The following is a 12,342-nucleotide window of genomic DNA, read 5'->3' as shown; positions in this document are numbered from 1 at the left end:
ATTGCTTTTAATTAAGCTGGTCTTCAATTCAAAAACCTATTGATGGTTTTCACCAGCTTATTTACATCAAAAGGCTTTGGCACAAAAGCATCATAACCAAAATTAACCAGGGCTATGGCCTGTTCATGGTAGGCCGAGATCAAGATCACGGGGATATGCCGGGTATCTTCGTTGCCTTTAATAAGCTGGCAAATGCGGCCGCCATTGAGGCCGGGCAGCATATAGTCGGTTAATACCAGGTCGGGATTGTAATTTTTTACGGCTGCAATAATATCATCGGTGCGGTCAAGACCTGTAACCTCAAAATCATGAAAGGTTAATACTGTTTCAAGTACCCGCAAAATTTCGGCATCATCTTCAATTATGAGTATATTTTTTGCCATAGATAAAAATGCTAATTATGGTGTATTTGCTATTAGCCTTTAATGTAGCAAATAAACAAAATGTTTTATAATTAAAAATATTCCCTGATGTTTAATTGAAGTTAATATAGGTTTATTTTACTGATATGTTCCTTATTAACAGTTAGATATGATACAATTTTAAAGTATTTTATCTTTTTGTAAAGATAATTATTTCGGATGCTTTTTTGCAATAGAAACAACTGATAGTTAGTTGGATAACCGCATTGTAATAATAATGTTAAGATGATTGCTGGTGTTATTTACTAATGCGGATGCAACGCATCAAAAAGTTGGGTGTCATTTGCAGTATATAACCTGACGGATATGATCTGCAAAACCAAAATGAAATTTAACCTTGGCTTGATGTTTTTGATCTGTTTTGTTGCTGTTGCAAACAAAAGTGTCGCCCAGATGGCTGATAAAACGGAAATCGATAATACTGCGGTTTACGGCCCAAACGAACCCGATACGCTTGGCAGCGGTGCAGTTGGAATCATGCCTGTGCCGGAGGTTTCTAAGCTTACAGCGATCATTTACGATGATGCTTATACTGATGGTGAAATCGACTATGGTGCATTAAAAATAGCCTCAAAAAAATATAGTAAAACCTATACTGCGGGCAAATTGGATGAGTTGATGATCGATAACCGTTTTGGCGAAGTGAAAATTAATACCTGGAGCCGCAATGAGTTTAGCGTGGAAGTACAGGTGAAAATTTATGCTGATAAGCAAGCCGACGCACGAAACTTTTTAGAGCTAATCAATGTGATTGATAGCAGGAAAGAAGCCTCAGTATCCTTTAAAACAACTATTGGTGATAACGGCGGAAACAGTAATGTGTTATGGAAAGGGGAGGACAAACCTCATCTTAAAAAAATAGAGATCAATTATGTGGTGTTTATGCCGTCAAAAAATGCTTTGAACGTGAGTAACAGTTATGGAGCTGTTATTCTGCCCGATTTTGAAGGGAAGCTGATGCTAAACAGCTTGTATAGTAACCTTGAGGCAAAAAGATTGATCAATCCGCTTAACAACGTAAAATTAAATTTTGGCAACGCCAATATAGAATCATTTAGCGGTACCAAACTTGAAATTTTGCATGGCGGTCTCAACCTTAATGAAGGGAATAATTTTAATGCGAGCGTAACCTATGGGCCGGCGCGGATAGGGAAAGTTTATTCGACGGCTAACATTAGCGTAAAGTTCGGCAAGCAACTCAGGATTGATAATATCGACAAACATATAAAAACGTTAAATGTAAATGCTGCATATACCAGCGTACAATTCGGTAAGATTGCGGGGTTAAATGCAGATTTTGATATGAGCGCCTGTTACGGACGTTTGAACAGCCGCGATCCTCATATTAAGTTAGTTGCCAACCCAATGGCCGATACCCCGGTTAAAAATTATAAAGGTCGTTTAGGCAAAGGCAGCGCAAGCAGGAACATTGTTGTTAAAACAAATTTTAGCCAGGTTGATTTTGATTGAAAAGCGGCCATAAAAAAGGCGATGAGCCCAAACGCTCATCGCCTTTTAGAATTTCCTCTAATCTCTAATCCCCGGATAAATCCGAAATCGAAATTCCCAAATCCGAAATCAAAATCACTCTCCCCTGTAAATGTTGTTTTTCAGATCTACGTCTGGCAGTTGGTGGTCAGGGTCAATCTCTATGCTTTTAATGGCCGATGTTGAAGGATATTTAAATTTCCAAACGCCGTCACGTTGCCAGATATTTACCGGTAAATGAAGGGTTTCTGTTTTACCGTTGGCCTGAACAATTTTAAGATCAACAGGCATTGCCATTTTTTCGTTATTCGTTAGGGTGATCATAGCACCGCCCGCCGGGTCGCCTTTAATGTAATTTACCGATGTAATAGCCTGGTCAAGTTTCCAGGTAGTGAAGAACCATGACTTCCAAAACCAGTTCAGATCTTCGCCGCTGGCATCGTTAATTGCCCTGAAAAGATCATATGGAAGCGGGTGTTTAAATGCCCAGTTTTTAACATACTCACGGAAAGCATAATCAAAACGCTCGGGACCGAGTACTACGTTGCGTAAAATATCCAAACCTAAAGCAGTTTTGTTGTAATACTGACCGTAATCTCTAAGTCCGATAGCCTCAGGAGGGGTCATGAGTGGATCTTTGCTGTTGCGATAACCAGCCAATACATTTTGTGCCGAACCGCTTTTTTCAGCATACTCGCCTTTATTAAATTCCTTGGTAGCATATTCGTTAATGAAGGTATTGAAACCCTCATCCTGCCACATGTATTTGCGCTCGTTTGAGCCTACAATCATCGGGAACCAGTTATGACCTATTTCATGGGTAACGTCGCCCCAAAGGTCGCCATTTTTAAGATTGCTTAAGCAAAAAATAGCACCAGGATACTCCATGCCTAATGCTACACCTGATACGTTTACTGCCGAGTTCCATGGGTATTCAAAATATAGGTTTGAATAAATTTCCATGCTGTTTTTCAGGTATTCGGTTGAGCGGCCCCAGCCATCTTTACCGGAACTTTCAAGTGGGTAAGCCGACTGCGCAATGCCCTTACGCCCCGATGGGAAATTAACCCTTGCGGCATCCCAAATGAATGCATCAGATGCTCCCCAGGCAATATCGCGGGTGTTTTGCATTTTAAAGTGCCAGGTAAGTGTGCCCTTAAATGGCCGGGTTGAACCTTTGCCAACCTCTGCTGCACTTATTATAGTTACGGTTTTATCGCTGTTGCGGGCTTCTTCCAGTTTTTTTAATTGAGCAGGGGTAAGCACTTCTTCCGGGTTTTGCAAATCGCCCGAGCCAACCACTATTTTATTGGCAGGAGCGGTGATGTAATAGTCAAAATCGCCATATTCACAATAAAACTCGCCTAATCCCATATAAGGCAGGGTGTTCCAGCCTTCTACATCGTCATAAACGCACATGCGTGGATACCATTGAGCAATTTCGTAAACATAGCCTTGTTTAAATTTTTTGCGGCCCATACGGTCGGCACCATAAAAAGGGATCGCGAAATCGTAATTTACCTTGATCTCTATTTTTTCGCCTTTGCCGTCCATAGGGGCATTAAGGCGTAGCTGCATGCGGGCATCAGTGATGATCGGATCAACTTTGTAAGTCTCGCCTTTGTAAGTAACCTCAACCGAGGCAATATGATAACCTCCGCGACTAAACCCGCGAACGTCAAACCTATCGCCGGTATAAGGAGTAACCGCTGCCCCGCGCGAATCTGGTTTAAACAGGTTTTGATCTAACTGCAGCCACAGGTAATCCAGTTTGTCCGGACTGTTGTTGGTATAGGTAATTTTAACCTCGCCGGTAATGGTTGTGTCTTTGCCTTCATTAAGTGAGGCCTTAATTTGGTAATCAGCTTTGTTTTGCCAGTAAGCCGGTGAAGGTTTGCCAGCAGCAGAGCGTGTGCCGCCACTGGTAACCGGCCAGGTAATAGGGCCAAAAAGGTCCTGGTGATTGTATTTTGTAGTATCGGTACTTTGAGCAGATGCCGTTTGCGTTAACGGCATCAGCGCCACAGCGCATAATAAATAATTCAGTTTTAAACAGTTCATCTTAAATTTTTGATAACAAGGGGGCAAATAAAGGGAAATAATTTGTGAGTTTGATAATTTTAGATGCCGAAAGGGTTGGATATAAGTGATTTTGACATATTAGGTTAGGGTTGTAATGGGGATGTTACTTTTCGTCGCAGCATTAAACGCCGACGGATATTTTATCAGAATAAATGTGTTTTGGTATAAACACAATATAACATGGAAACTAATCATACCCTTTTAAACAAGGGTATTAGTAAAAATGATAGCAACTCAAATGCTGAACCCAGTAAAAAAACTGAATCGCAATTAGTAAAAGTTACTAAAGAGGTGATCGATTTGGCACGCCCTTCTGTGTACAAGTATTTGCTGCCATAAGTGTTTGATTCTTATTTAAAGTCCCATCTGGGTCTGCGAACCTCAGGGGTCTCTTCGAGCGATACTGAGTGAACAAAAAGATATTTCACGCAAAGGCGCGAAGGCGCTAAGAAAGAAACTTTGCGTCTTCGCGCCTTTGCGTGAAATACTCTCACTTTATAACGCTTATAAATACCACCCTTCTCGTAAAACTTTTCTAAATAATTACCATTTAACTTACAGGTGCAATTATATCTGCATTTTTGCATCAAATACATAGCTTATGAATCGTTTGGCCAACTCTACATCGCCATATTTATTACAACATGCCAATAACCCGGTTAACTGGTACCCCTGGGGTAAAGAAGCTCTTGATAAAGCCAGGGCCGAAAATAAACTGATCCTGGTTAGTATTGGTTACTCAGCCTGCCATTGGTGCCATGTGATGGAGCACGAAAGCTTCGAGGATGAAGCCGTGGCTGCTGTAATGAACGAATATTTTGTTTGTATCAAGGTAGATAGGGAAGAGCGCCCCGATGTTGACCAGATTTATATGAGTGCCGTGCAACTCATGAGCGGCAGGGGCGGCTGGCCGCTTAACTGCATCTGCCTGCCCGATCAAAGACCTATTTACGGCGGTACGTACTTCCGTAAAAACGACTGGACATCGCTGCTTTTTAACCTGGCCGATTTTTATAAACAAAAACCCGAAGAAGCCGAGGATTATGCCGTTCGCCTTACCGAGGGGATCCAAAAATATGAGTCGATTGAATTTGTAGAGGCCCAGGCCAGGTATACCAAAGAGGATCTGCAAACTATTGTCAGTAACTGGAAGCGCTATTTTGATAAGCGGGAGGGAGGCAGCGGCAATGCCCCCAAATTTCCGATGCCCAATAACTGGCAGGCCTTGATGCGCTATGCTTATTTAATGAAAGACGATGAGGTTGCTGAACAGGTAAAACTTACACTGCATAAAATGGCTTTCGGTGGTATTTATGATCATGTTGGCGGTGGCTTTGCCCGTTACTCGGTTGATGGGCTTTGGCATGTACCACACTTTGAAAAAATGCTGTATGATAATGCTCAGCTTATCAGTTTGTATGCCGAAGCTTACACCTGGCAGCCTGATGAATTGTACGGGCAGGTTGTTGATGAGATCGTCACTTTCAGTACGCTTGAGTTGATGTCGCCCGAATATGGTTTTTATTCTGCCCTTGATGCCGATAGTGAAGGCAAAGAAGGCAAATTTTACATTTTTACCAAAAGTGAGATAGCAGAAATTTTGGGGGATGAGGCTGAACTGTTCTGTATCTACTACAATATTACCGAAGATGGGAATTGGGAAGAGGAAGAGTCTAATGTATTATTCCGTAAAGATAGTGATCATGAATTGGCGCAAAAATTAGGGATTGCTGTTAATGAACTGTCTGCCAAAATAGGAGCTTCAAAACAGAAGGTATTTGAAGCACGTGCACGGCGTGTAAGGCCAGGACTGGATAATAAAATCCTTGCATCGTGGAATGGTTTAATGCTGAAGGGGCTTGCCGATGCTTACCGCGCTTTCAACAAACCAGAATACCTTGAACTTGCGCTAAATAATGCCGGGTTTATTTTAAATAACCTGCTGGGTCAAAATGGCAGGCTATCACGGGTTTACAGTGCCATATCGTCGCAGGGTAATCCTGTTGCATTTTTGGATGATTACGCTAATATCATTGACGGCCTTATTGCGCTGTATGAAGTTACCTTTAATGAGGACTGGCTGCTGCAGGCCCGCAAGCTTGCAAATACTGCTCTTGCGCATTATTACGATGAAACTAAAGGGATATTCTTTTTCACTGCCGATGATGACGAGCAATTGATAGCCCGTAAATCAGAGATCATGGACGGTGTGATTCCGGCATCAAATTCGGTTATGGCGCGCGTGCTTAAAAAGTTAGGCTTGCTTTTTGATAACGAAGAGTATACTGAAGTTTCGGCGCAGTTACTACGCAATGTAATGCCGCAATTACCAAAATATGGCTCGGCCTATTCAAACTGGGTAATGCTATTGCTTGATGAGGTATTTGGCGTAAATGAAATTGCGATAACAGGTACCGGTGCCGAAGATTTCAGAAAGGAAATGGAAAATAATTACATCCCCAATAAAATTATGTTGGGCGGTAATGCAGGAAGTTTACCTTTGTTGCAGGATAAGTTTGGTGTATCAACACAAATTTTTATTTGTAAAGATAAAACCTGCGGATTACCTGCTAATAACCCGGCCGACGCCCTTAATGAAGTTGAAGCCAGATTTTACAACTAAAAACAATTTATAATGAAGATTGCACCTCAGCACGTAGTATCATTAACCTACGATTTGTACGTAGACCGCGAAAACACAGGTACCGAAACATTGGTAGAAAGTACTACCCAGGAACAACCACTAACCTTTTTATTTGGTGCAGGCCAGATGCTGCCTAAATTTGAAGACAATCTAAGCACACTTTCAACAGGCGATAGCTATGAGTTTCGCTTATCTCCGGAAGATGCTTACGGTGTATATGATGAAGAAGCAGTAGCTAACCTGCCGAAAGAAATGTTTCAGGGAACCGAAATGCCTGAAATTGGCAGCATTTTGCCTTTACAGGATAACCAGGGCCACCGTTTCCAGGCTATGGTAGTTTCAATTGCCGAAGATGCAGTTATTGTTGACCTTAACCACCCAATGGCTGGTCAGGAACTGCACTTTAAAGGTAATATCCTTAACGTACGCCCGGCAACTCCCGAAGAATTATCACACGGCCACGCACACGGCCCGGATGGTCATCACGATCACTAATAACCCCACCCAGCCCTCCCCTAAAGAAAGAGGGCTTTAAATAAAAAGGTCATCTTGCGATAAGTAAGATGACCTTTTTTATTTATCATGCTAATGAGAAGTCCCCCATTTTCGGAGGAGATTTAGAGGGGCTGTCAGCTGCTGGTACTAATAAAACTCCAGCCCACCATCGCTCCTGAATGCGCATTTGATTAATACCCGGCAGCTAACGGCTTCGCCGTTCACTGTAGCGGGTATAAAAATCTTGTCGGCAGGATCCGGTACGTTAATGCTCATGTTAAATGTTTTTTCAAAAGAGCCACTGTATACATGTACTTTGAATGACGCAAGCCTTCCAAGCGGACTGATCAGCAGTTCTACAGCACCAAACGATACATTAGGATTGAGGTTCATTAACTCAGGTGGAAGCTTAAACAGGTTCAGATAAGGGAGATAACCAAAAAACCTGCCCCCTACTTTAACAGGCTTGGTTGTTTGGGCGGTATCATTAAGTTTTAAATCCACAAAATACTGCAGGTTTGAGGTACTGTCTTCGGGCGCTTCATAAGTGATCTGATTGGTCTTGTAATCAAAGTTTTGTACCAGGTGCCCGCGGTTGTCAAAAAAATGCCAGACACCGGTCCTTTTATCGTTATCATAATAGCCACTGGCCAGCGCATAATTTTTTTGATAAAGGGCCTGGTATAAGCCTTGCCGTATGCCCTTGTTAATTTTCTGTACATTAAACCGCTCCACCACCGAATCGGTTAGGCGACGTTTTACAATAACCGTTTCAGGGCCGGTTTTTCCGGGTGCTGTATCTTTGGTTTGCGCAAACGCGCTGCCGATATATACTATCGATATAAAAGTTAAAATAAGCTTTTTCAATGCAGGGTTATAGATTGTTGTAAATATATAACAGCGTTTAACGTATCTCCAAAAAAAGCGGAATACAAATTATGCTCTGGCTTCGAGGTTAACACAGTACCCTGCGCTTAAGTAGCGGCCGGGCATATGCAGTTGATAAAAAAAGAATGCCTATAAACGTAAGCTTAAGTGTTTTTTCATAGTTTAGGGTCAATTTAGGCTATTGACCATTCAGTTTAACAAAGGTTTAACAATTTAACCTTATGTAATGTTAATGTTGCGTAAATTATATTTTAGTGCATAACCTTATACTATACTATCATTATTTATGAGCACTTTACCTGATATCGACGGTTATAAAAGTGTGGCTTTTTCACAGGCCACCATTACCGAGCTGATGATCCCTTCTTATTCAAATTTCGGCGGTAAAATTCACGGGGGCATCCTGCTTTCGCTGATGGATAAGGTAGCTTATGTATGCGCTGCCAAACATGCGGGTAACTATTGTGTAACAGCATCTATCGATACTGTGGATTTTTTACAGCCGGTAGAAGTAGGAGAGCTGGTATCGCTCATGGCATCGGTAAACTACGTGGGCAACACCTCGCTGGTGGTAGGGATCAGGGTGATCTCTGAAAATATCAAAAACCATTCGGTAAAGCATACCAATACCAGCTATTTTACCATGGTTGCTAAGGATGAGTTTAACAAGCCGGCCAAAGTGCCCGGTTTGGTACTCGAAAACCGCGAGCAGGTGAGGCGTTTTATAGAGGCGCGCCGCCGTAAAGAAATAAAACAAAGTTATATGAAGGAAGTTGAACAGATTCAAATGCCTGATAACTATGAACATTGTATCGAACTGCTGCGGGGGGAGCGCTGCCTGGTTGCCGGGTAGTTGTTGCGTATATAAAGTTTATTGTTAGATTGCGGTTTGAAACTATTAACTAATGAGGCGGCCTGTAGGTTTATTATTGCTGTTATTGATGCATGGTACTACCTATGCTCAAAAAGTAGGCAAAACCGAACCGAAAAGTTTTTCTGCATTGATCAAAACCATCGATAGCCTTAACACGCTTATTGAAGATACCTACGTTGGTGCCCCTCATGAAGGCCGGATAATGGCCGAGCATGCTTTATTGCTTTCGGAAAAAATAAAATATAACGAGGGCACGGGCTGTGCTTTTCTAAATTTAGGACATGTATACTGGTCCCAATCATATTATCCTATCAGCTTATTTTATTTTAATTCGGCTTTAACCTATCTGCCCAAAAATAAGCCATTGTTACTTGCTCATTGCTACAGTTCCATAGGCCGGGCTTATACCGATTTGCAGAACTATAACAAGGCATTAAAAAATTTGAATACAGCCGCGCGATTTGCAGGTCAGGATCATAAAATGCTTGCTGAGGTTTATAATGAACGCTCATTTGTTTACGCAAGGCTTAAGCAATATGATAAAGGCATTGCTCTTGCCAAATTTGCCATGCAGCTTAGCCGTACGGTGAACGACCAGCCGGCTATTTGCATATTACATAGCAGGCTGGCCAATGCTTACCGGTTAAAAGGACAATACACGCAGGCAATAGCTCATTCAGATACAGCTTTGAATATGAGCTACCGGGTTAATAACAAGCGCTTAAGGGCAATATCATTTATTGAACGTGCTGTTATTTACAATTCGTTAAACCGGTATGATGAAGCCATTGATCTTGCAAAAAAAGGTGCAGCTTTATCTGATAGCATTGGTGTTATGGATGGTTTATCGTCGGCTTATAAAACGATGACTTACAGCTTTGAGCAAAAGCAAAACATAGTACAGTCCTTAGTTTATCAAAAAAAATACACCCAGGCGCTTGACAGCCTTAACGCTACTAACAAACGTAAAAATACCGAACTGATTCAAAGTTATTTTGAATTAAACAGCCGTCTTAACGCTATTGCAGCTGTTGAGCAAAAGACTAAAGAGTACGGCGAAAAAATACATTTACAAAAAGCGATAATCATTACCCTGATCATTGCATTGTGTATTGTAATATTGGCTTTATCGGTTACGTACTATCATTATAAACAAAAACGAATTTTAAGTAACCGGATGCGTAAGCAGCACAAAGCTTTACTTATCCAAAAAGAATTAATAGAAGAGCAGTCTGTAAACCTGGCTGGTATCAATAGCCTTAAGGATAGGTTATTGGCTGTTATAGGGCACGACCTCCGTACGCCAATTGGCAACCTGCATTCTATATTGCGCCTTTATAATACAGGTGTTTTAACTGATGCAGAAGTACGGGGACTGATGAGGGAGATTGAGCCCGTAGTACAGGGTGCCGAGCTCACCCTTTCAAATTTGCTTGAATGGGCAGGCAGCCAACTCAAAGGCGTTAACCATGAGCCATCGGCGGTTGATATCGGTTTAATTGGCATTGAGATGGAAGGCACGTTCAGTTATCTTTTTCAGCAAAAGAATATCAGCTTTAAAAATAAGGCTTTACCCGGAACATGCGTGCAGGCCGACGAAAGACATATCAAAGTAGTTTTAAGTAACCTGATTAGTAATGCCATTAAATTTACCAGTAATAATGGTGTTATTACGCTATTAAGTGCTGTTGATGGCAACGATTTGATAATAAGCGTTGCTGATACCGGTAATGGCATTCCTGCCGAAAAACTGGTTAGTTTATTTAACCTCAATACTAAATATACGGCAACAGGTACCTCCGGCGAAAAAGGCAATGGTATCGGCTTGTTTTTATGCAAGGAACTTGTTGAGTTTAACGGCGGCAGGCTTTGGGTAAACTCAGAAATAAACAAGGGCAGTACTTTTAGTTTTAGCCTTTCTTTGATAGGTGATTGACACTTCCACAAAAATTATTCCTATTTAAATTCAACTGTTTTATCGCCTTGATGTTCTTATTAAGTAATATCTCGCCGAAATTGACTTTTATAATTTCCTATAAAGAAATTTAATTATTCTGAAAAAGTTTTAATCATTTGTTGGGTAATTTAAATCTATTTATCCCGTTGTTACGTATAAGCAATAAGTACTTTTTACTATATTGTGACAAAATAGACAAAACATTCCCCACTCTTAACTAACCTCTCAAAACTTAATGGCATTTTTAAACACTGTGCTCGAACCACCTGCATATGGTTGGACAGATGAACTTGGCAACCTCTCAAAACCTACCAACAAGCAAATTGTAAAGGAATTTTTTAAGCGGCTTAATGTATTCAGCGATAAAAAGAACTGGCTTTCGTTTTTAAGCTGGTCGTTGGTTGTGGCTTTGGTGCCGTTTTTAGGCCTGTTCATTTTTAAGTATTTCACTATCACTGGTCTTATAGTAGCCTTTGTATACAGTATGATCATTATGGGTACCCATGGTACTATCTGGCATCACAGGTATTGCACTCATGGTGCTTATACTTTTAAAAATAAATTCTGGCGTTTTTTTACTCAAAATCTTACGCTTAAAATTATTCCCGAAGAGATCTATGCGGTATCGCACCATGTGCACCACGCTTTGTCAGATAAGCCTGGTGATCCGTACAATGCACAAGGAGGCTTTATGTATTGCTTTTTGGCCGATGTTAACCACCAGCCCATAGCCCGCAGTATGGACGAAGCCTGTTATAAAAAATGTGTTAATCTCATGAAACATACAGGGGTAACTACAAATACTTACAAGCAATATCAAAAATGGGGCACCCTGGCCAATCCAAAACGTACCATAATTGGGATCATACTCAACTGGGGTTTTTGGTTTACAGCTTTTTACCTTTTAGGCGGCCCTGCACTGGCTTGTGCCGTATTTGGTTCTGCCGGTATTTGGGCAGTTGGCGTACGTACATTTAACTATGAAGGCCACGGTAAAGGAAAAGATATGCGCCGCGAAGGCATCGACCATAACCGCGAGGATATGTCAATCAATCAGCTATGGCCAGGTTATGTGGCTGGCGAATGGCATAACAACCACCACCTGTATCCTAAAAGTGCCCGCTCTGGCTTTAAACCATATCAGTTTGACCTGGCCTGGTGCTATATAAAAATGATGAGCATGCTGGGAGCCGTAAGCTCGTACCGCGACTCAAAAGCTGATTTTTTGAAAGAGTACTGTACTCCTGCGCCTGTTATTGTACCGGTGGCGGTATTGGTTGCCGATGACGCTAAAGTATTGGTAGCTGCGGAGTAAGCTGATTTTATAATATTTATATATGGAAGGCCATAGCGAGACAATCGCTATGGTTTTTTTTATTGATGGGGGATTTATACCGTTGTTAGTACTGCCACCATTGTCCTTAACTTAAAGTGAAAAACTCCTCAAAAGCGAGGGGTTGTGCGATTCCCCTCTTGAGAGGGGTGGAGGGGT

Annotated in this window: 10 protein-coding genes; 7 read left to right on the top strand and 3 right to left on the bottom strand. The window is 41.5% G+C overall.

The genetic code is table 11. The features are described 5' to 3' along the window. Positions 1-23 precede the first annotated feature (23 nt). Complete coding sequence (locus MTO98_RS20410) at positions 24-383, bottom strand: two-component system response regulator (RefSeq protein ID WP_110585230.1); 360 nt, start codon at positions 381-383, stop codon at positions 24-26. A 345-nt stretch (positions 384-728) separates the two neighbouring features. Here MTO98_RS20410 and MTO98_RS20405 point away from each other — a divergent pair, with 345 nt between their 5' ends. Continuing rightward, on the top strand, positions 729-1,892 hold the full coding sequence (locus MTO98_RS20405; RefSeq protein WP_243480838.1) for a hypothetical protein: 1,164 nt from the start codon (positions 729-731) through the stop codon (positions 1,890-1,892). 114 nt (positions 1,893-2,006) lie between these two features. Here the strand turns inward: MTO98_RS20405 and MTO98_RS20400 are convergent, their stop codons facing one another. Continuing rightward, a complete protein-coding gene (locus tag MTO98_RS20400; RefSeq protein WP_243480837.1) occupies positions 2,007-3,971 on the bottom strand; it encodes a M1 family metallopeptidase in 1,965 nt (654 codons plus the stop codon). 201 nt (positions 3,972-4,172) lie between these two features. Between MTO98_RS20400 and MTO98_RS20395 the strand changes: the two genes are divergently transcribed. The 3 genes from MTO98_RS20395 to MTO98_RS20385 all read left to right on the top strand — a co-directional run bounded on the left by MTO98_RS20395 (position 4,173) and on the right by MTO98_RS20385 (position 7,131). Next, the gene (locus MTO98_RS20395) at positions 4,173-4,331 is read left to right on the top strand and encodes a hypothetical protein (protein ID WP_243480836.1); all 159 of its coding nucleotides are present in this window, start codon (positions 4,173-4,175) and stop codon (positions 4,329-4,331) included. A 262-nt stretch (positions 4,332-4,593) separates the two neighbouring features. Further along, positions 4,594-6,615: a thioredoxin domain-containing protein gene (locus tag MTO98_RS20390; RefSeq protein ID WP_243480835.1), complete on the top strand. Its 2,022-nt coding sequence runs from the start codon at positions 4,594-4,596 to the stop codon at positions 6,613-6,615. 12 nt (positions 6,616-6,627) lie between these two features. Next, positions 6,628-7,131: a peptidylprolyl isomerase gene (locus MTO98_RS20385; protein WP_243480834.1), complete on the top strand. Its 504-nt coding sequence runs from the start codon at positions 6,628-6,630 to the stop codon at positions 7,129-7,131. Positions 7,132-7,278: 147 nt separating this feature from the next. On the opposite strand, the gene MTO98_RS20380 is transcribed toward MTO98_RS20385, so the two are convergent. Then, positions 7,279-7,998 carry a hypothetical protein gene (locus MTO98_RS20380; protein WP_243480833.1) on the bottom strand — a complete coding sequence of 240 codons (720 nt, stop codon included), beginning with the start codon at positions 7,996-7,998 and terminating at the stop codon, positions 7,279-7,281. A 307-nt stretch (positions 7,999-8,305) separates the two neighbouring features. Between MTO98_RS20380 and MTO98_RS20375 the strand changes: the two genes are divergently transcribed. The 3 genes from MTO98_RS20375 (at position 8,306) to MTO98_RS20365 (ending at position 12,165) form a co-directional block, all read left to right on the top strand. Next, positions 8,306-8,872: an acyl-CoA thioesterase gene (locus MTO98_RS20375; RefSeq protein ID WP_243480832.1), complete on the top strand. Its 567-nt coding sequence runs from the start codon at positions 8,306-8,308 to the stop codon at positions 8,870-8,872. Positions 8,873-8,924: 52 nt separating this feature from the next. Further along, on the top strand, positions 8,925-10,829 hold the full coding sequence (locus tag MTO98_RS20370; RefSeq protein ID WP_243480831.1) for a tetratricopeptide repeat-containing sensor histidine kinase: 1,905 nt from the start codon (positions 8,925-8,927) through the stop codon (positions 10,827-10,829). Positions 10,830-11,085: 256 nt separating this feature from the next. Continuing rightward, the gene (locus MTO98_RS20365) at positions 11,086-12,165 is read left to right on the top strand and encodes a fatty acid desaturase (protein ID WP_243480830.1); all 1,080 of its coding nucleotides are present in this window, start codon (positions 11,086-11,088) and stop codon (positions 12,163-12,165) included. The last annotated feature ends 177 nt before the right edge of the window (positions 12,166-12,342 follow it).

The sequence above is a fragment of the Mucilaginibacter sp. SMC90 genome, from assembly GCF_022811725.1.
Classification (GTDB): Bacteria; Bacteroidota; Bacteroidia; order Sphingobacteriales; family Sphingobacteriaceae; genus Mucilaginibacter.
This window is presented reverse-complemented; position numbering and strand designations above follow the sequence as displayed.